This is a genomic window from Sphingobacterium sp. GW821-FHT03E03, from assembly GCF_059420745.1.
On the sequence record NZ_JBWKUH010000003.1, the window covers coordinates 59,627 to 78,563 of the forward strand.

20 protein-coding genes are annotated in these 18,937 nt (G+C 38.2%); 5 read left to right on the top strand and 15 right to left on the bottom strand.

Annotation, left to right across the window (positions count from 1 at the left end; translation table 11 throughout):
* Window positions 1-100: 100 nt before the first annotated feature.
* The 3 genes from AC07UV_RS05245 to AC07UV_RS05255 all read right to left on the bottom strand — a co-directional run bounded on the left by AC07UV_RS05245 (window position 101) and on the right by AC07UV_RS05255 (window position 3,044).
* Window positions 101-1,027, bottom strand: a complete 927-nt coding sequence (locus AC07UV_RS05245) for a DUF8428 domain-containing protein (protein ID WP_495182951.1) — start codon at window positions 1,025-1,027, stop codon at window positions 101-103.
* Between the two features lie 103 nt (window positions 1,028-1,130).
* Window positions 1,131-2,282, bottom strand: coding sequence for a GDP-mannose 4,6-dehydratase (gene gmd / locus AC07UV_RS05250; protein ID WP_495182952.1), 1,152 nt, complete (start codon window positions 2,280-2,282; stop codon window positions 1,131-1,133).
* 198 nt (window positions 2,283-2,480) lie between these two features.
* Window positions 2,481-3,044, bottom strand: a complete 564-nt coding sequence (locus tag AC07UV_RS05255; protein WP_495182953.1) for a lipocalin family protein — start codon at window positions 3,042-3,044, stop codon at window positions 2,481-2,483.
* A 475-nt stretch (window positions 3,045-3,519) separates the two neighbouring features.
* Here AC07UV_RS05255 and AC07UV_RS05260 point away from each other — a divergent pair, with 475 nt between their 5' ends.
* A complete protein-coding gene (locus AC07UV_RS05260; RefSeq protein ID WP_282250604.1) occupies window positions 3,520-4,434 on the top strand; it encodes a lysylphosphatidylglycerol synthase transmembrane domain-containing protein in 915 nt (304 codons plus the stop codon).
* A 2-nt stretch (window positions 4,435-4,436) separates the two neighbouring features.
* On the top strand, window positions 4,437-5,144 hold the full coding sequence (locus AC07UV_RS05265) for an SDR family NAD(P)-dependent oxidoreductase (RefSeq protein WP_495182954.1): 708 nt from the start codon (window positions 4,437-4,439) through the stop codon (window positions 5,142-5,144).
* 322 nt (window positions 5,145-5,466) lie between these two features.
* Here AC07UV_RS05265 and AC07UV_RS05270 read toward each other — a convergent pair whose 3' ends face one another.
* The 3 genes from AC07UV_RS05270 to AC07UV_RS05280 are packed head-to-tail and all read right to left on the bottom strand — an operon-like array spanning window position 5,467 to window position 7,703.
* Window positions 5,467-6,840 carry an alpha/beta hydrolase family protein gene (locus tag AC07UV_RS05270; RefSeq protein ID WP_495182955.1) on the bottom strand — a complete coding sequence of 458 codons (1,374 nt, stop codon included), beginning with the start codon at window positions 6,838-6,840 and terminating at the stop codon, window positions 5,467-5,469.
* Window positions 6,841-6,853: 13 nt separating this feature from the next.
* Window positions 6,854-7,438, bottom strand: a complete 585-nt coding sequence (locus AC07UV_RS05275) for a YIP1 family protein (RefSeq protein WP_495182956.1) — start codon at window positions 7,436-7,438, stop codon at window positions 6,854-6,856.
* Window positions 7,428-7,703, bottom strand: a complete 276-nt coding sequence (locus AC07UV_RS05280) for a DUF2089 family protein (protein WP_495182957.1) — start codon at window positions 7,701-7,703, stop codon at window positions 7,428-7,430. Before AC07UV_RS05280 ends, AC07UV_RS05275 begins: the two co-directional genes overlap by 11 nt.
* A 123-nt stretch (window positions 7,704-7,826) precedes the next feature.
* Here AC07UV_RS05280 and AC07UV_RS05285 point away from each other — a divergent pair, with 123 nt between their 5' ends.
* A complete protein-coding gene (locus tag AC07UV_RS05285) occupies window positions 7,827-8,561 on the top strand; it encodes a lysophospholipid acyltransferase family protein (RefSeq protein WP_223584528.1) in 735 nt (244 codons plus the stop codon).
* Between the two features lie 7 nt (window positions 8,562-8,568).
* Here AC07UV_RS05285 and AC07UV_RS05290 read toward each other — a convergent pair whose 3' ends face one another.
* The gene (locus tag AC07UV_RS05290; protein ID WP_495182958.1) at window positions 8,569-9,699 is read right to left on the bottom strand and encodes a glycosyltransferase; all 1,131 of its coding nucleotides are present in this window, start codon (window positions 9,697-9,699) and stop codon (window positions 8,569-8,571) included.
* Window positions 9,683-10,621: a lysylphosphatidylglycerol synthase domain-containing protein gene (locus AC07UV_RS05295; RefSeq protein ID WP_495182959.1), complete on the bottom strand. Its 939-nt coding sequence runs from the start codon at window positions 10,619-10,621 to the stop codon at window positions 9,683-9,685. The genes AC07UV_RS05290 and AC07UV_RS05295 overlap by 17 nt, the downstream gene beginning before the upstream one ends.
* Before the next feature lie 136 nt (window positions 10,622-10,757).
* Here AC07UV_RS05295 and ruvC point away from each other — a divergent pair, with 136 nt between their 5' ends.
* Window positions 10,758-11,324, top strand: coding sequence for a crossover junction endodeoxyribonuclease RuvC (ruvC, locus tag AC07UV_RS05300; protein ID WP_495182960.1), 567 nt, complete (start codon window positions 10,758-10,760; stop codon window positions 11,322-11,324).
* Here ruvC and AC07UV_RS05305 read toward each other — a convergent pair whose 3' ends face one another.
* Window positions 11,325-12,371, bottom strand: a complete 1,047-nt coding sequence (locus AC07UV_RS05305) for a hypothetical protein (protein WP_120261722.1) — start codon at window positions 12,369-12,371, stop codon at window positions 11,325-11,327.
* A gap of 355 nt (window positions 12,372-12,726) precedes the next feature.
* On the opposite strand from AC07UV_RS05305, the gene AC07UV_RS05310 reads away from it, so the two are divergent.
* Window positions 12,727-13,200, top strand: a complete 474-nt coding sequence (locus AC07UV_RS05310; protein WP_046674894.1) for an Lrp/AsnC ligand binding domain-containing protein — start codon at window positions 12,727-12,729, stop codon at window positions 13,198-13,200.
* A 34-nt stretch (window positions 13,201-13,234) separates the two neighbouring features.
* On the opposite strand, the gene AC07UV_RS05315 is transcribed toward AC07UV_RS05310, so the two are convergent.
* The 6 genes from AC07UV_RS05315 to rplQ form a co-directional block, all read right to left on the bottom strand.
* Window positions 13,235-14,299 (bottom strand): M20 family metallo-hydrolase, encoded by a 1,065-nt coding sequence (locus tag AC07UV_RS05315; protein ID WP_495182961.1) that lies wholly within the window; start codon window positions 14,297-14,299, stop codon window positions 13,235-13,237.
* Complete coding sequence (gene proC / locus AC07UV_RS05320) at window positions 14,289-15,095, bottom strand: pyrroline-5-carboxylate reductase (RefSeq protein WP_282250617.1); 807 nt, start codon at window positions 15,093-15,095, stop codon at window positions 14,289-14,291. Before proC ends, AC07UV_RS05315 begins: the two co-directional genes overlap by 11 nt.
* 26 nt (window positions 15,096-15,121) lie before the next feature.
* Entirely contained in the window at window positions 15,122-15,919 is a 798-nt protein-coding gene (gene argB / locus AC07UV_RS05325) for an acetylglutamate kinase (protein WP_120261725.1), read from the bottom strand.
* 52 nt (window positions 15,920-15,971) lie between these two features.
* Window positions 15,972-16,934: a Rossmann-fold NAD(P)-binding domain-containing protein gene (locus tag AC07UV_RS05330; RefSeq protein WP_495182962.1), complete on the bottom strand. Its 963-nt coding sequence runs from the start codon at window positions 16,932-16,934 to the stop codon at window positions 15,972-15,974.
* Between the two features lie 139 nt (window positions 16,935-17,073).
* Window positions 17,074-18,219: an aspartate aminotransferase family protein gene (locus tag AC07UV_RS05335; RefSeq protein ID WP_495182963.1), complete on the bottom strand. Its 1,146-nt coding sequence runs from the start codon at window positions 18,217-18,219 to the stop codon at window positions 17,074-17,076.
* 157 nt (window positions 18,220-18,376) lie between these two features.
* Window positions 18,377-18,883, bottom strand: a complete 507-nt coding sequence (gene rplQ / locus AC07UV_RS05340; protein ID WP_120261728.1) for a 50S ribosomal protein L17 — start codon at window positions 18,881-18,883, stop codon at window positions 18,377-18,379.
* Window positions 18,884-18,937 lie beyond the last annotated feature (54 nt).

An 18,937-nucleotide genomic window follows, 5' to 3' on the forward strand; every position in this document is an offset into this window, starting at 1 on the left:
ATTTAAAGACCCTCTCGGAGGTTATTACATGTAATAACTAAAGCAAAAGGGGCAGCTCAACTCTGAACTGCCCCTTCTCTATTCTTTACGTAATATCTTGCTAACGCAATACAACGGTTGATCTACCCATGATCGCATTGTCCTCATAAAGCAATATCGTATATGCTCCCTTGGTAAAACCATCTTCGGCAGCCCAATACACGATATAATCCTCACCCTTATTCGTAAACAAAATATTATGTTTAAAGGTATACTGTAATTTTTCACCGTGTACAAAGAAGATATTATCTCCTTGGACGACAAGATTTCCCTGAGGATCGATTATTCTTATAAAAATGTCACGTTCTCCGCTTTTAGCAAGCGAGTTATCAGCGATAGTGAAATTGATTTTCAATTTATCCACCCGCTTAGCGCGCTCTTCAACAGATTCCTTTCCATTTCTTTTGACCTCAAGGCCATTGATACTAATACTTGAAACCTTCAAAGCAGATGCTGTTGTCACCTTCTCCTTCAATTCAGAATTAGTCGTTGTCAAAGAAGTAATTTGCTTATTTTTCTCGACTACCGATTCATTTAAATTAGAGTTCTGCTTTGATAAAATTTGATTTTCCTGAATCAATCGTTGAACATCTACACGATAGTTATCAACTTGTTTTTTTAACAGGTTAATTTTGCGTTGAGCGTCATCAATATCCTTAGAAGTAATACTCTTATTTTCAAGCTTTTTGCGGAGTTCTGCAATCTCAGTTCTAGAGTCTTCCTTTTGTACAGTCATTTCAGGAGTCAATTGAACGTTTTCAACATCAATCTTATCCAATTCGGCTTCTATCCGATCGATTTGTACCTGAAGGTTTTCTTTTTCCACTGTTAAGGCATAGACTTTTTCGCCGTTCGTCTTAAACTTAACATAAAAATATATATTTGTTGCTAGTAACGCCGCTATCGCAATGATGAAGAAATAAACTTTAGAAGAATCTTTCTTCTTCTCATCTTCCTTCTTACTCGAAACAACCTCTGAATTCATCATAATACATGCACTGTCATTTTCATCATATGAACTTATTGATTCATACCATTTAAATGTTTAAACAAAAATTATTCCAGTTTTATTTTTCCTCTATTATTTATGATTATTCAAAATAGTTCAAGGTCTCAAAACCGCCTTGTTTCAGATATTCTTCCTTTCTCATCAAGTGAAGATCCGATTGTACCATATCTGTTACCAACATTTGGAGATCATATTTAGGAATCCAACCCAGCTTAGTATTTGCTTTTGTTGGATCTCCAATGAGTAAGTCAACCTCTGTTGGTCGGTAATAAGCAGTATCCACTTTAACAACAGTTTGTCCAAACTTAATAGGCGATTTATCAATATTTAATTCGGCCAAACGCTCCTCGTCGACATCTATTATAACGCCTTTTTCCTGTTCGCCTTTTCCACTAAATTCTATTTCTATCCCCAATTCGGCAAAGGCCAAACGAACAAAGTCTCTAACAGTTGTCGTGACTCCGGTTGCAATTACAAAATCCTCAGGTTTTTCCTGTTGGAGGATTAACCACATTGCTTCAACATAATCTTTTGCATGTCCCCAATCACGTTGAGCGGAAAGATTTCCAAGGTAAAGTTTGTCCTGCAAACCTAAAGCAATTTTTGCTACTGCTCGGGTAATTTTACGGGTCACAAATGTTTCCCCCCTGACAGGGCTTTCGTGATTGAACAAAATTCCATTACAAGCATACATCTTGTAAGCTTCCCGATAGTTAACCGTAATCCAGTAACCATACATTTTGGCAACAGCATAAGGACTTCTTGGATAAAAAGGAGTCGTCTCACTTTGTGGCACCGCTTGCACAAGGCCATATAATTCTGACGTTGACGCCTGATAAATGCGCGTCTTCTCAATCATCCCAAGTAATCTGACTGCTTCCAATATACGGAGCGTGCCGATACCGTCAGCATTTGCTGTATACTCAGGTGTATCAAAGCTTACTTTTACGTGGGATTGGGCTGCAAGATTATAAATTTCATCAGGCTGAGTCTCTTGAATAACACGGATCAAATTGGTTGAATCCGTCAAATCACCGAAATGCAATGTGAAATTTCTATTGTCAAGATGAGGATCTTGATAAAGGTGATCAATACGATCAGTATTGAACAGAGAACTACGGCGTTTTAGACCATGTACCTTATAACCTTTTTTCAATAGGAATTCTGCTAAATAGGCACCATCTTGACCTGTGATACCTGTTATCAATGCAGTTTTCGTGTTTTGTTCAGCCATATTTCTAGTTATATTAAGCATGTCCTAAGCTAATCCTTGGGGCTCATGCTATTTTTATCAGATCAATCTGTTTTTAAAGGTGATGAAGCGAGTTGAATAAATCATAATCGTTTCGGACTGTAAAAGTATTAAATTTTCAACAAAAAAAGCCATAGGAATTCCTATAGCTTCTCGTTATTCTTTTTTTCTCGTTTGACCTTAGTTTACACGCGAGAAATTAAACACTAAATATGCTTCACCATTGGCAACTGTCAACGGCATTTTCATGACTAATTTATTACCATCAGAATAAGATAGATCCAAACGGTAACCTGTTTTTACATTTTTTGCCTTATCACCTGCATAGATCTTTTTAAATTGGAATTGTGGTTCACCTAAACCTTTTCCAGGATTATAGATAGACCAAAAAATCTCACGTGATGCACCTGGAGCACATAAAGTACCTTGCGCATTGAACGTGATTGATCCCTTTCCATTTCCAATAAAGTTCCAGTTACTACCGACAAAACACTCCGCCGGAGCTTCTTCAAAAACACTTTTAATAGTGAAAGTCGAAGGCAAATTTTCTCTATCGATTGAATTTAGTGTCCAAGTTCCTTTCACCGCAGATTTCCACTCTGAAGCGCTAGGTCCCGAAGCTGCACTTGTATTGGAAGAACCATTACCAGGATTTCCAGATGATGTACCTTGCGCTTGTGCACCACAACAAAATAAGGTCACCGTAGCAAAAACAGTTGCTAATGATAAAACGAATCGATTCATATGTATAAATTTTAATTTCAAATTGTATTTTTGGGGTAAATTAATCCACAGATCATGAACGTAACAGTCAAAAATCATACCATAAGCAAAATAATAGCAAAAACTCTTTTGCGGTTATTTATTATCCTCTTGGCATTCGCCGCCTATCCACTGTTTTTAGGACAGGAAGCCAAAGCAAAATTAAGCCAAATAAGCCTCGCTTTCACAAATAAGGTTGCTTTCATTGCCCCTATTTTATTATTTTGCTTTATCGTCGGATTAATGATTGCTGTGCTTAAGCACAAATATAATAGAATTGACCTAAATTGGCTATTTTCTCTTGCGACTATATTCGGTATTTTATACCTGATATTATTGTATTCAAGAATTTACCCAACTATTGCCTAGGTTCAATTGCACAATTCGACAAAGTTCCTAACTTTGAATTTTCCAAAATCGCTATTATAATTGATTAAGATTGGAAAAATAAACTTCTATGGACAAAAAAAAAGGTTTAAAGATTCTAAAAAACGTATTAAAGATTGTCGTTACTGTAGGAGCCTTGTATTGGGTTTTCAGTAAAGTTTCACTCAAAGATCTCAAAGAAGCTGTAATTAATTCAAATCCCATCTATTTATTTTTAGCCTTATTAGCTTATAGTATATCGATATTTATATCCTCTTCACGCTTACTGACCTTTTTAAGGGCTATTGGCTTAGATGTATCTGAAAAATACAATTTAAAACTCTATCAATTGGGACTATTCTATAACCTGATTCTACCCGGTGGAGTAGGTGGAGATGGCTACAAGATCTTCTTCCTCCGGAAAAGGTTCAGTATTAAAGGCAGGAAATTATTTACGGCATTATTTCTAGATAGACTAAGTGGCTTATGGGCCTTATGCTTAATTATTGCGGCTTTAATTACCTATATGCCACAACTGGGCATACCAAATTACCTGACGATCATATTATTCATATTGGGTAGTATCCTTTACTATTTTATTGTCACAAAATTTTTCAAAGAGTACAAGGCTACCTTTTTAAAGGCACATTTAAAAGCAATAGGTGTACAGTCTATGCAAGTAATCGCTGCAATTTTGATTCTTTACGCGCTAGGGTTTAATGGAAAGTTTTCACCTTACTTATTTCTATTTCTAGCATCTTCATTAGTATCTATTATTCCTTTTTCAGTAGGCGGATTGGGTATGCGTGAACTTGTTATCATGTGGGGAGCAGGCATTTTTCACGTAGATTCACACAATGCTGTATTGATCACATTGTTATTTTATATTATCTCAGCGATGGTCGCTCTTTCAGGAATTTATTTTATCTTCAATCCCAAAGCAATCGGAGAGGATAAACTCCCTTCTGTAGAGGAAGTCGAGCAAAGTCAAAAATTAGAAGAATAAACATGGCGAATATTATTATCACAGGAGCAAGTAGCGGAGTTGGGTTTGAAGCGGTACTTGATTTGACCTCAAAAAAGGACAACAAGGTTATCGCATTGGCCCGATCAGCAGATAAATTGAGAAAACTTCATGAAATTGCAAGTCAGCTCAATCATGATGGAGGAGCACTCTTCCCCGCTCAATTTGATATCGTTTATGACGACTACGCAACATTGGTCCCTTTTATTCAATCGAAATTCGATACCGTTGATATCCTGATCAACAATGCTGGAGCATTAGTGAATAAACCTTTTATGGAAACTAGTGGACAGGATTTTGCAGAAATGCTCCAGACAAATGTGATAGGACATGTTAATATGATTCAGCATATCGTTCCATTCATGCATGAAGGTTCACATATTGTCAACATCAGTAGTATGGGTGGATTTCAAGGCTCGATGAAGTTTCCAGGTCTATCTGCCTATTCTACCAGTAAAGGTGCATTGGCAATTTTAACGGAATGTCTGGCTGAAGAATTTAAGGAAAGAGGAATCAAAGTCAACTGCCTGGCCCTAGGATCATCACAAACTGAAATGTTTGAAGCCGCTTTTCCAGGTATGGAGGCAGGTACATTAGCTTTTGAAATGGGCAGATATATTGCGGAGTTTGCGCAGAATGGGCACAAATACTTTAACGGCAAAATCCTACCTGTTGCCAATACAACACCATAACAAATATTGACCAGATAGCAGTCTACGATTAGCATCAAAATATTCATATATGAAAGGGCTATATCAAAAGTCGATTTTGCAAATGACTCAAATAAAATTTTGAAACTTCATTAAATCAAATGAAAAATGACCAAGTTCCCAATGAATTTTGGTCATTTTTTCATGTCTTTCTGTATTTTTAAAATTATCCCCACAATTTAACTCTGGTTTGCAATCAGGCTTTTTAATTTTAAGACAATCCCATTAATATTCTCCTTTATAACGGGCAGCTATTCCATATTGCCCAAAGGTATATGTCATAGCCACGAGCATCGAGATTCGATTACTTTGTTTTCAATTTAAGCCATTTGGTCAGATCATCCATCAATTGCTCATTGAAACTTTCCGGATTTTCAAAATATTCCTCAATTTTTCCTGTTTGCGCATTTTGAAACAGATGATTCAAATTTGGATAGTCTTTAATGGTAACATCTGTCGTATTCAAGTGCAGGCGTTGAAGTGCATAGATATTCTCATTTGCAGGAACCTGAATATCCTTACCTCCAAAAGAAGCAAAAACAGGTACTTTTACTTGTTTCAGATAATATGCAGGATCAATACGTAGGAAAGTTTTGAACCATGGGATCAACATCGGGCTCAATTTAACTTTCATATCAGATGTTAATGCACTTCCATTGTTTTGACGGATAAGTTCTTTTTCCAATGATTCTGCCAAAACCTTTGGTGGCTCGTCCCTTAGCAGAATGTCATATAGCCTTCTGTTATTGAGCTTATTTGCCTCCAACGCAGGCTCAGATAGTCCAGCCACTTTCCCCAAAGCATAGCTTTGCAAGATCAATAAGGAGTCACCTTTGAGGACTGGTCCAGACAACAAAGCAATATAATCGACCTTATCGTTTTCAGCAGCAACTATTTCTGCTATCAAAGCACCTTCACTATGGCCAATGATACCAATTTTATCAGTTTTGACCATTTGCTGTTTGCTTAGAAAATCCACGGCCGAATTTGCATCCGATGCAAAATCAATTGTTGTCGCCAAGTTAACCTCACCTTTCGAACCGCCAATACCGCGGTCATCATAACGTAAAACAGCAAAGCCATTTTTGTTGAGATGATCCGCTAACACCTTAAATGGTCTATGCCCAAAAACTTCTGAATCTCTATTTTGCTGTCCACTCCCATTGACCAAAATGACAGCCGGAAAAGATCCTCCACCTTTTGGATAAGTCAGGGTACCTGCCAGAGAAGCATTGCCTTTTGCATTTTGAAAAGAAACGTCCTGTTCAATATAATCATATGGAGGAAAGACATCTTGCTTACGTGAAAGCCCGCTTTGCTCGTTCTCACTACGCACCAATATCATCGCAGACTCGAAATTTCCCTGTTTCATGACACCCTTCATCACATCTTTATCCCGATCCAGATAGCCCGTATATGATAACCCAATTGCTTTGACATCCATTGAGATCGAATCCTTATGGGTTTTTATTGTATTAACTGGAAACTTCAATGAGGTCTGCATTGGGCTTTCAAAGGTCCCCACCCAATTCGCATCACTATCCTTCTTCAGGTTGAATACCAAAAGTAGTTTCTGTCCTGACACATTCACCTCCCCCTTCCACGAACCATCAAAGGTTTGCGCATCAGCACATGAAAAATGCAAAAAGATCAAAAATAAGTAGAAAATTTTCTTCATAGTTTTCTGTCCGTTAAAAATAAAACTGTATACCCAAATCAAGCATAAAATATAATGCCACAAACAAAATGCTTACCCAAATCTTTTTATTGTTAACAGCGATATTCATTCCTTTTACCAATAAATAGAACTGATAAAACAAGAGAAATAACACAAAGATCCCAAATAAGCCAAATAGTGCCATCTGCCCCTTGTCTATACTCGACAAGGTATGGTCACCATTTTTTAACGCTTGATCTATCTCACTGGTAACCTTGTCCTGATTGATTAACCTGCTCAAAAACAACATTAAATAAAGTGGAAATGGAGCAATCAAGATAACATTCAACACGTCGATAATTCTTGTCTTATTATTGGCAATACCCCCCGCAATATACAGTAGAATTAAAGGAGCCAAAACCATATAGGCATGGACTTTTAACACCGCAATAAAGGAAACGGTTACCTCAGGCTTATAGAAGTGCATAAAACCATTGAACTGCTGACCTGATAAATAAACAAGGTAACTGGATAACAAGAAACCGATGATACCCACGAGAAACAATGTCCGTTCTGAAAAATCCGCAAACGGATTTAAAAATAAATGTTTAATTTTCATCGGCGAGCGAATTTAATTTATGAATCAGATCATCCAGAATATTACGAACAGTTGGGTACGATTTACCCATCTGGTTAGCCATTTCTTTTAAACTACCTGAATACTTTAAGAAATTGAGGACAAACTCCTGCTCCTCGATTGTCAACTGCATCAGTAAGGGTAAAGTAAACTTACCAACAACTTCAGTGTCGCAGGAATCGCAGACCAGCTTGGAGACGTTCAACTTCGCATCACAACATGGACAATTTACAGGTATCTTTTTCATTTAACAATAATACTATTGATATTATTAAATTTAATATTAATAATGTTAAAATCAAATACAATATTATCAATATTTTTCAAAATCATTGCTTAATGATATATTTGTAAACAATAAAAAAAGCAAATGAAAAAGTTTTTAGGCTATATTCTATCTATTATATTTTGGTTCTGTTTTGGCTTATCCTTGATTATATTCCACCCCATCCAATGGCTATGCTTGAAATTCGGTGGCTATAATGCACACAAAAAAAGTGTTGACATCTTAAATGCATGCCTCGTTGCATCTTACTATACATTATTCAATAGGGTCACTTTTATCGACAACAAATCCATCCCATTAGGACAGCCCATTATATTTGTTGCCAATCATCAAAGTACCTTTGACATTCCACCGCTTATCTATTTTCTGCGAAGATTTCATGGAAAATTTATCTCAAAAATTGAGCTGGCCAGTGGTATACCAAGTATTTCGTTCAATCTAAAACATGGTGGCGCAGCCAATATCGATCGTAATGACGCCAAACAATCGATAGCTGAGATTCTCAAACTTGCCAACAATATGAAAACAAAGAATTGGTCTGCTTTTATCTTTCCAGAAGGAACTCGATCAAAAACAGGTAAGATGAAAGCTTTTCATGTTGGTGGTATTGCAACATTATTAAAGAAAAACCCAAATGCATTGGTCGTCCCGATTGCAATCAAAGGATCATACGAAATGGTACAATATGGTATGTATCCGCTAACTCCTTTTCTGCATATGACATGGGAGGTACTTGATCCATTGGATACAAAGGATAAAGATATTGAGGAAATTGTAAAACTAGCCGAAGAGACTATTAAGCAGAAAGTTGAAAAATAAAGTAGAATTATTTGACTTGTCTACCCTTCCAATCATACTTTCCAATATTCCCCAATATTCCAATATAAGCTAAATACAGAATATGGGCCAGACTCAATATAGGAAGATACCAAAGCAGATTAGTCCGTTTTGCAAAATTGGTTAAAGGCTGGATAAACACCAATTCGACTATCATTTTAAGTAGCAATGCGAAAAGGACCACCCAAGCAAGAGTTTTAATACCTGCAACTGAAAGAATGGCTCCGGCCAATAATAGCACATTAAACAGCCAAATAGCGATCCCTAAAGCAATAACTCCCTTATTTTTATACTTGGTGCTCTTAGATGCCCAACGTCTTCGTTGGCTAATAAATGACCTAAGATCGGGCTTAGCATCTGTATACACGATCGCTTCCTCCGATTTACAGAAAGCAATTCGTTCAGGGTGCTTCTCCGCCACTTTATGCAAAAATAACTCGTCATCCCCAGAGGCTAGTTCGTCGATACCCTTAAAACCGCCCATTTGTTTGAATATATCTTTTCGGTAGGCCAAATTTGCACCATTACAGGTCGTAGGCTTTCTATTGCCTATACCTGCAGCACCAACACCTATGAGATACAGAAATTCCAAGGTCTGCAATCGCTCAAAAAAGCTCTTTTCCTCCGAGTATACGACTGGAGAAGACAATAAATAAGCATCTTCCTTTTCAAATGTTCCGATCACTGTCGCAAGCCAATTTGCCCCCATCCTACAGTCTGCATCCGTAGTAATGACAATCTCCCCCTTGCAACAGTCAATTGCCCTTGAAATCGCCAGCTTCTTATAGGAATTCATTCGACCATTCTCATTTAACTGAATCAATTTCACGCCTTGCTCGGCATATTCTTTTACAATGGTGGAAGTGTTGTCATCCGAATGATCATCAATAATAATAAGTTCAAGAAGTTCACTCGGAAAATTTTGGTTCAATATTGATTCTATCGTTCTCCGGATATTCAATTCTTCATTCCGTGCAGCGATAATAACTGATACAGTCTTGGTAGAAGGTAGGAGACCTGTGGGCGCTTGAATCGTGGCCCAGCCTTTACGCATCCACAACACTAAAATAGCATACACGCAGGCAAAACTGATCAATAAATAGCTAAGAATTTGTATCACCGAAAAAATTAATCTTAAAAACAAAAATAGAACCAAATATCGCAGGGAGAATCAAATTGACAAACCAAATACACGATACAATTGCCATCACCGCAATTTCTTGTGTTGTAATATAGCTATAAAGATTACTTGCCACAAAGCTACGTACACTAAAATCGAAAATATCCAATGTCGGCAAAGCTGCCTGAACAAAAAAGAGGATAAAGATCATCAAAACCATGGAGAGAAGTGGCAGCTCAGGTAATGTCAGCTTCATCAAAATAATATACTGCGAAGTAAAAATAATAAACCTTGCCAGTGAGTTTACCAAAACGATGCTCAGCTCACGTGCGGAATAATGCTCCAGTACCTCAAAAAAAGGTTTGATTTTCGCCAAAAACTTAATTCGACCTACAAGCATATCCACCCATCTCACATTAAAATACAAGATGACGAATCCGGCGGCATAAATAATAGCGAGCAACCAGACACCAAATTGAACGGATAAAGGCGTGGATAAAAACTTACAGATAAACCAAGCTATGCTCAATGAGCCTGCAACACTTGTCAATACCAATTGAGCAAACAATCCTACCCCCATCGCAACAGCACCTTTAGCCCTATTCTGCGGTTTCAGGAACAACACCCGCCCCCCATATTCGCCAATTCTATTCGGAGTAAAAATCGCCCATGTAAGTCCACAAAAAACAGATTGAAATGCCTTCCAGAAGGATATATGCTCCAGTTTGGATGCAAGATAGCGCCATTTAACAACCTCCAGAAGCCAGTTTACAAGCATTAAAACAACAATCAAGATCAATGTCAAGACAACAGAATGTTGCTCTAATCCTGTAATTAGTGTCTTAAACTTATCGATATTGCTCTTATCAGATACCTTGGTAATAATGTACCATGTTGCAAGTGCAAAAACCAGTATCTTCAATAAAAAACTGATGTATTTTTTTTGTCTCCCAGTCAACTTTTGATAATTAGAGAGCAATGTTACTAAATTTTAGCCAAATGATTAAGTTTTGTGTACAGCAATCCACTTATAAAAAGCAAAATTTGTAATATTGTACATGCAGAAGGAAAAGGCGAAAGAAAGAATCATTTTAGGGATCGATCCCGGGACAGTAGTACTTGGATACGGAATTATTAAAGAAGTTGGTAATACAATCTCCCTTATTTCAATGGGTGTCATCAAAATGGGGCATCTCGACGATCATGCCCTAAAATTACAGCGCATCTTCAAAAAGACCTCTGCATTAATGCAAGAATATAATCCAGACTGTGTTGCGCTGGAATCACCTTTCTATGGCAAAAACATTCAAGTGATGCTCAAACTAGGACGGGCGCAGGGTGTTGCCATGGCAGCAGCACTGGCACAGGATATTCCCATCTTTGAATATTCACCCAGAAAAATAAAGCAATCAGTTACGGGGAATGGAAATGCCACGAAAGAACAGGTTTCTGCCATGCTCAAAAATCTCTTAAAATTCGAAGAGACACCTCAATTTCTAGATGCAACAGATGGGCTGGCAATTGCGGTTTGTCATTCATTTCAAAAAAATAGGACCTCAGGCAGCGGCAAATCTTATTCAGGTTGGTCCTCTTTTATCAAAGACAACAAAGACCGAATCAAATAACTACATCTGTACCTGCCGAATCACATTCTTCACGTTTAACTCGACGATATCAGTCATTGTCTTGCACTTCAAATAAGAATTATTTTGGTAAAACTCTGCGTAGCCTTCGCGCAGTTGTTTAATATTTTCCGGTGTTGAAAGGATCTGAGTTTGCGAAGCGTCGCGAAGATCAGCGATCCGGTGCCGCTCACTTCGTACCCTATGTACAATCGAGGACCGCTCTTCCTGTTGATATTGCAATACCGTTTTTTCAGTTAGATGTTCCATCGCAAGCTTGACATATGGATAGTTCTCTTTAAAAAATTGCGGCATATATACCTTGGGATTTCCCTCATAAAATTGTTGATCAAAATCAATTGCTCTGATCCGAAACTGAAAGTCATCAAAATCAGGTGTAATTTGCATAACAAAATTATAGGCGCGCATATCTCCCAGCAGCGTGATAATACAACGTTCATTAAACTTGACGAATTCCTTAGAAATACGTGTCAAATTGTAATCTGGTGTAAACATCCTGGTTTGCGAAAAAATATCACCCGGGATGCCAACGATATGTTCTTCAACAAGTGTATCCTGATCCACCATATAATTGACCTGATTTGGAGATAGTATCTCCTCTAGTTCCAACCCGTAGATCCGTGATGCATCCGCCTGTTTGATATAAAAATAATCATAAACGTCATTCAATCGGTTTACGATACGAATCCGAAATGGTCTTGTATTACCAAAACCACAGTACTCAACACGGTCTATATATTTGTGCTGTACAATACGTGTGTTACCGGAAGCTTTAAGCTTTGCATAGATGACCTTTAGCCCGTCATATAGTTGGTCAATCAAATATTGAGGATACAGTGGTGTTTCCCAGAATGTATCATTACCAAATTTGTCCATGACCGGTACGGTCTCTGTAAAATTCAATAGATCCTTATAACCAATGGGCAGCTTTTCATCCCGTTGATATAGCTTAAGATATTTATGAAGCCCTTCCCCTACTTCAAAGATCGGCTTCTTCCTCGAAATCTTTACATCTTGAACTTCTTCCATCTGTATTCTAGTCTTGAGATATTAGATAAGCGTATGGAGACTTTGGTTTAACATATCTGCTGCTTACTTACTTGTCTTTTGTTTTTGATCTTTATCCTACATCTTTATCATCTTCCTGACTTTAATAACAAGATAACGAAACAATCCGATAACCTTACAATAAAATCACCTCTAAAACAATTATAAGCACTTTCAATCAAAAACATATAACATTATCAATATCAATAAGTATTTTTTATTAAATTTACATCTATAAACCGAAAATTCTTAGTAATTTTGAAATAAATTTAATTATTTTAGCTATTGGTCAGATTTTGATGTATGACCAATGAATGAAACACAAAACCCATTGTTAATGGAAAATCAATATGCAAACTATGATCTAGACAATTTGGATATCCAAATCCTGTCTATTCTAATGAATGATGCTTCTATTCCTTATACAGAAATAGCGAAAAAGCTAATCGTATCAGGTGGTACCATCCACGTTAGAATGAAGAAGATGGAAGAACTAGGTATCATCAGAGGTTCAAATCTTATTATCAATCCTCAAAAAGTTGGATTTGACATCACTGCCTTTCTCGGTATCTATCTAGAAAAAGGTTCACAATATGCAGATGCGGTAGATAAGTTGAAAGAAATCAAAGAAGTGGTTGAGCTACATTATTGTACCGGCCAATACAGTATTTTTGCAAAAATTATCTGTAGGGACACTGTCCACCTCAGAAAAGTATTAAACGAAGATATCCAATCGGTACCTGGGATCCAGCGTACGGAAACGATTATCTCCCTTGAAGAAAGTATTAAGCGTCAGATCAGCTTAGTCTAGTATAAAAAAAGCTTCCAACAGTTGGAAGCTTTTTTTATACGATCTTTTGTAGCATCGCTATATACAAATCAATTCCTTCCCTAATTTCATCAATATAGATAAATTCATCCGCCATATGCGATCTTGCACTGTCTCCAGGCCCCAACTTTAAAGAAGGCACTGGAATAAGCGCTTGATCACTCATCGTCGGAGATCCATATAGTTTCCGTCCAAGTGTTATTCCCGCTTGGACAATTGGGTGTTCTTCCGGAATAGAAGAAGATTTCAAACGAGTAGAACGAGCCGAAACTTCTGAAGATACATGGGATTTGATTATCGCTAAGGTTTCTTCATTGGTATAAGCATCAGTTGTCCTTACATCGACAACAAAACTACAGTTGGCCGGCACAACATTGTGTTGCGACCCCGCTTGAATCATCGTCACTGACATTTTGATCGGCCCCAAGGTCACTGATGTCTTTTCAAAAGCATAATCCTTAAACCATTGAATATCCTTAATTGCTTTATAAATAGCATTATCACCTTCGTTACGAGCGGCGTGGCCTGCTATCCCCATTGCATTACAGTCCAATACCATCAGCCCTTTTTCTGCTACGGCAAGATCCATCAATGTTGGTTCGCCAACGATTGCAAAATCAATCGTTCCAATATCTTCCAAGACAGATTCAATACCATTTCTGCCTGAGATTTCCTCTTCGGCACTCGCTGCCAGACAAAAATTATATTTTAAACCCTTCTCTTCGTAAAAATACAGGAAAGTGGCAATCAGTGACACCAAACATCCTCCTGCGTCATTACTACCCAAGCCATAGAGCTTCCCCTCCTCTTCCGTAGGAGCCAATGGATCACGGGTATAACCTGGGTTAGCCTTCACCGTGTCATGGTGTGAATTAAGCAGGATCGTTGGTTTATTTGATTCGTAATGTGCATTGTATACCCAAACGTTGTTTCCTTTCCTGAAGGTCGCAATATTCCTTTCTTTGAAGAAGGCTTCAATCAGGTCAGCTGTCACCATTTCTTCACGGCTTAGGGAAAATACAGTGATCAGTTTTTTCAATAAAGCTAGACTATTCTGAAATAAGCTATCTTTATCCTTCATGGTACAGTCCTCCTGCTTTATCCGCAGACAATTTTATTCCCTTGATAAATGCAGAACTAAAACCATTATGTTCCATCTCATTCAATCCGGCAATAGTACATCCTTTCGGCGAAGTAACTTTATCAATCTCACCTTCTGGATGAGCATTCGTATGTAACAATAAATCGGCAGCGCCTTTAGCTGTTTGAACGGCCATTTTCAAGGCATCATGTGCATGGAAACCTATTTCGACTCCACCTTGTGACGCGGCTCGGATAGCACGTAGGAAAAAGGCAATTCCACAGGCACATAAGGCAGTTGCCGAAGTCATTAGATCTTCATTAATCACGACAACAGATCCAACGGTCTCAAACATCTTCTCTACCTCAGCAAGACTATCATCCGAAGCATTATCGCTAGCAATACAAGTCATCGATTGAGCAATCGCGATTGCCGTATTCGGCATAGCACGTATTACAGTTGCATCCTCACCCAACACCGCTTTTAGGTCAGCACATGAAACACCAGATACTATGGATACAAAAATCTGGTTTTTCTTATCTATCTCGGGAGCAACCTCAACCAATACCTTTTTTAACTGCTGTGGTAATATGGCGAAGACAATAATATCAGCGCTTTTAACAGCAGCTTTATTATCATTACTAACCGAGAATCCCTGGCTTGCCTCTTCAGCCAAAGCATTCAGATTTCTCCGGGTCAATGTAATATCAGCAGCATTGGCAAATTCACTTTTTACAAGCCCTTTTGCCAAGGATAGACCGATATTGCCACTTCCGATAATAGTGACCTTTTTCATAGTTGGGTTTAGATTAGATTACATGATTACTTTAATGTCAAGCAGGTACCAAACTGCCCTTGTTGGAACAAGTGCAAATTATTTGCATGACCAATATATACCTCTTGAACACCTTTATTTATTGCATTAAATGCATTTTGTAGTTTCGGAATCATACCATCATTGACAATTCCCGATTCCTTGAGATATTCAAATTCTTCGGATTTAATCGTTGGTATAACCGAGTTTTCATCTGTCACATCGCGTAATACACCATTTTTCTCGAAACAATAGACCAATGACGTTTCATATAAAGACGCCAGAGAGACCGCTAACGATGAGGCAATGGTATCTGCATTGGTGTTAAGCAGCTGTCCCAAACCATTATGAGTGATGGCGGAGAACACAGGAATAAAACCTGCTTCCAGGAATTTTTTTATCGCCAGTGTATTCACAGAATCATGCAATAAATCCCCTACAAAACCATAGTCAATATCCTTGACAGGGCGTTTTATAGCCTTTATCACATCGCCATCAGCACCAGTTAAACCTACAGCATCACATTTCAATTTTTGTAATTTGGCAACGATGGTTTTATTTGTTAATCCAGCATATACCATCGTGACGATACGTAGCATATCCTCGTCTGTCACCCTACGACCTTCAACCATTTGAGCTTGTACACCAAGCTCACTTGCCAAACGTGTTGCAATTTTACCACCGCCATGCACTAGGATCTTCTTCCCAGACAATGCAGAAAATTTCTCTAAAAAAGAATCCAACAGACGCTCATCATCGATAATATTTCCGCCAATTTTTATAATATTTAATACACTATTAGCCATTACGCAACTTTTCCCAAATAAAAATAGTTTCTCAATAATCAAAAGATCGGTCTTAGACTAGATCTTCCAGCATTCGTTTTAAAACAACCTGAGCCGCCCAGACACGATTACTTGCCTCTTTAATAACCAACGAATTCGGTCCATCCAAAATCTCAGATGACAACTCCAGATCCCGTCTTACAGGCAAACAATGCATGACCTTCGCATCATTTGTCAAAGACAGTTTTTCGTTATCCATCATCCAATCCTCATCTACCGTATACACCTCACCATATTCCTGATAGGATGACCAGTTTTTCACATAAACAAAATCAGCGTCTTTCAGGCTGTCATTTAAATTCGTTGAAATCGTAGCTCCCGTTGTAAAATCCTTGCTCAGTTCATAACCCATAGGTTGTGCAATCGTAAACTCGACAAGCCCTTCTTCCTGTGCCTTACACATCCACTCTGCAAAGGAATTCGGCACAGCTTGTGGCAAAGCTTTCACATGCGGAGCCCAAGCCAATACAACCTTTGGTTTCGCCGTCTTCTTATGCTCGGTAATGGTAATGATATCCGTCAAACTCTGTAATGGATGACGTGTGGCACTTTCCAAAGAAACAACAGGAACACCACAATATTTAATAAATTTATTGAATAGATCCTCGCTGTAGTCCTCCTCTCGGTCCTTTAGCTTCGGAAAAGATCGCAATCCAAGTATATCGCAATATTCGCCTATGACCGCTGCTGCCTCGCGGATATGCTCAACAGTACTGCCGTTCATCACGACACCATCCTGTGTTTCCAATGCCCAACCATCCTTGTCCATGTTCATGACCATCACATTCATCCCCAAGTTCATCGCCGCTTTTTGGGTACTCAAACGAGTACGCAAGCTAGGGTTCAAAAACACAAGGCCCAAGGTTTTATGTTTACCAAGATCTTGATTATCATAAGGTGCCGCTTTTAGCGCTAACGCCTCCTGGACAACATCTGCTACACTGGATACGTCTTTTACAGAGAAAAACTTTTTCATCTATATAAATCATTTATGGGGGTATTTTCTATGGCACAACACACTGTGCTACCCACTTTGTTTATTTATGCTAATGGAACAATTCAGATTGATCTTCCCTGACATCAGGAGTCAATCTAGATTATTTCATCTATTATCTTTAAGCGACTACAACCGCCTTTATATGTTCTTTTAATGCCAATAAAAATTGATCAGCATGCTCTTTGGTAATATTCAATGCAGGAAGCAAGCGAATAACATTCGGTTTAGCCTCCCCCGTAAAAATACGATTCTTTAATAAAAGATCTTTCTTTACATGTGCCAAAGATGCTGGAAGTTCAATTCCGATCATTAATCCTCTACCCCTCACTTCTACAATCTCTTCAATTTTCTTTAGTTCCTCAATGAGATACTGTCCTACAGCATTCGCATTCTCCATCAAACGATCCTGTTGGATGACCTCCAAAACAGCCAAAGCCGCGGCACAGGCCAGATGGTTGCCGCCAAAGGTTGTCCCCAAACTACCATGGGAAGCTTTAAACTTTGGAGAGATACTGATTGCACCAATAGGAAAACCATTCCCCATTCCCTTCGCCATCGTGTAAATATCCGCATCTACTCCAGAATAATCCTGTGCATAGAAGGAACCTGTCCGACCATAGCCACATTGCACCTCATCAGCAATAAATATTGCATTATATTGGTCACAAAGTGAGCGGATCAATTGAAGAAAGGCAACGGATGCTTCCCTAATTCCACCGACACCTTGAATACTTTCGATAATAACAGAAGATATTTCCTCACCATAAGCTGAAAATGCTTCCTTTAGTGCATCCTCATCATTGAAAGGAAGAAAAACAACGTTCTCTGTTTCGTTAATAGGCGCAATAATACTCGGGTTGTCCGTAGCAGCTACAGCCAACGACGTCCTACCGTGGAAAGATTTAGAGAATGCAATCACCTTTTTTCTCTTATTATAGAAAGAAGCAAGCTTCAATGCATTTTCATTCGCTTCAGCGCCAGAATTACAAAGGAATAAGTCATAATCAACCTTACCAGATACTTCGCCAAGCAATCGTGCAAGTTCACGCTGAATTGGAATTTCAACAGAATTAGAATAGAATCCGATACGATTCAACTGCTCTGTAATACGTTGCACATAGTGTGGATGCGTGTGTCCGATCGATATCACGGCATGGCCACCATACAAGTCCAAATAAGCATTTCCTTCGGCATCCCACACCGTAGATCCATTAGCTTTAACTATGTTAATGGGATTAATGGGATAAACATCAAATGGTTTCATCTTAATGAATTATAGATTGATAAACGAAATAGCTTGTATTAGAAAAAGCTATCAGATTTTAGCATTACAAATATATCAGTTATAACGGTAGGAATGGTCATAAAATAAAAAAAGTCCCCTTAAAAAGAGGACTTTTTCTATGATAACGGGAACAATATTATTCTCCGTCAACTTTTTCTTCACCTTCTACTTCAGCTTTTACTTCCGCAGGAGCGTCAGTTTCAGCAGGAGCAGCAGCTTTTTTAGCACCGCCACGACGACGAGTAGCTTTTTTCTCAGCTGCAGCAGCTTTTTTACCGTAGATTTCGTTGTAATCAACTAGCTCGATGAAAGCCATTTCTGCGTTATCACCTAAACGGTTTTCCATTTTGATGATACGAGTGTAACCACCTGGACGGTTAGCTACTTTTTCAGAAATTTCGCGGAACAAGATAGAAACTGCGTCTTTATCTTTCAAATAAGCGAATACTGTACGACGAGAGTGTGTTGTGTCGTTTTTAGATTTAGTAATCAAAGGCTCAACGTATGTACGCAATGCTTTAGCTTTAGCCAAAGTCGTAGTGATACGTTTGTGTAGGATTAATGATGTTGCCATGTTAGCCAACATTGCTTTTCTATGGCTATCCGTACGGCCTAAGTGATTTACTTTTTTTCCGTGTCTCATTTTGATTTTATTATACTATATGTACCGTTCTTGTTTTACCTAAATTGCTAAACT

What these genes read in the sequence shown, in the direction of transcription:
- argB (WP_120261725.1), bottom strand. Translation starts at nt 15,919, where the DNA reads ATGGCTAATAGTGTATTAAATATTATAAAAATTGGCGGAAATATTATC.
- ruvC (WP_495182960.1), top strand. Translation starts at nt 10,758, where the DNA reads ATGCAGAAGGAAAAGGCGAAAGAAAGAATCATTTTAGGGATCGATCCC.
- AC07UV_RS05330 (WP_495182962.1), bottom strand. Translation starts at nt 16,934, where the DNA reads ATGAAAAAGTTTTTCTCTGTAAAAGACGTATCCAGTGTAGCAGATGTT.
- rplQ (WP_120261728.1), bottom strand. Translation starts at nt 18,883, where the DNA reads ATGAGACACGGAAAAAAAGTAAATCACTTAGGCCGTACGGATAGCCAT.
- AC07UV_RS05310 (WP_046674894.1), top strand. Translation starts at nt 12,727, where the DNA reads ATGGAAAATCAATATGCAAACTATGATCTAGACAATTTGGATATCCAA.
- AC07UV_RS05260 (WP_282250604.1), top strand. Translation starts at nt 3,520, where the DNA reads ATGGACAAAAAAAAAGGTTTAAAGATTCTAAAAAACGTATTAAAGATT.
- AC07UV_RS05315 (WP_495182961.1), bottom strand. Translation starts at nt 14,299, where the DNA reads ATGAAGGATAAAGATAGCTTATTTCAGAATAGTCTAGCTTTATTGAAA.
- AC07UV_RS05255 (WP_495182953.1), bottom strand. Translation starts at nt 3,044, where the DNA reads ATGAATCGATTCGTTTTATCATTAGCAACTGTTTTTGCTACGGTGACC.
- AC07UV_RS05305 (WP_120261722.1), bottom strand. Translation starts at nt 12,371, where the DNA reads ATGGAAGAAGTTCAAGATGTAAAGATTTCGAGGAAGAAGCCGATCTTT.
- AC07UV_RS05285 (WP_223584528.1), top strand. Translation starts at nt 7,827, where the DNA reads ATGAAAAAGTTTTTAGGCTATATTCTATCTATTATATTTTGGTTCTGT.
- AC07UV_RS05335 (WP_495182963.1), bottom strand. Translation starts at nt 18,219, where the DNA reads ATGAAACCATTTGATGTTTATCCCATTAATCCCATTAACATAGTTAAA.
- gmd (WP_495182952.1), bottom strand. Translation starts at nt 2,282, where the DNA reads ATGGCTGAACAAAACACGAAAACTGCATTGATAACAGGTATCACAGGT.
- proC (WP_282250617.1), bottom strand. Translation starts at nt 15,095, where the DNA reads ATGAAAAAGGTCACTATTATCGGAAGTGGCAATATCGGTCTATCCTTG.
- AC07UV_RS05245 (WP_495182951.1), bottom strand. Translation starts at nt 1,027, where the DNA reads ATGATGAATTCAGAGGTTGTTTCGAGTAAGAAGGAAGATGAGAAGAAG.
- AC07UV_RS05280 (WP_495182957.1), bottom strand. Translation starts at nt 7,703, where the DNA reads ATGAAAAAGATACCTGTAAATTGTCCATGTTGTGATGCGAAGTTGAAC.
- AC07UV_RS05265 (WP_495182954.1), top strand. Translation starts at nt 4,437, where the DNA reads ATGGCGAATATTATTATCACAGGAGCAAGTAGCGGAGTTGGGTTTGAA.
- AC07UV_RS05270 (WP_495182955.1), bottom strand. Translation starts at nt 6,840, where the DNA reads ATGAAGAAAATTTTCTACTTATTTTTGATCTTTTTGCATTTTTCATGT.
- AC07UV_RS05275 (WP_495182956.1), bottom strand. Translation starts at nt 7,438, where the DNA reads ATGAAAATTAAACATTTATTTTTAAATCCGTTTGCGGATTTTTCAGAA.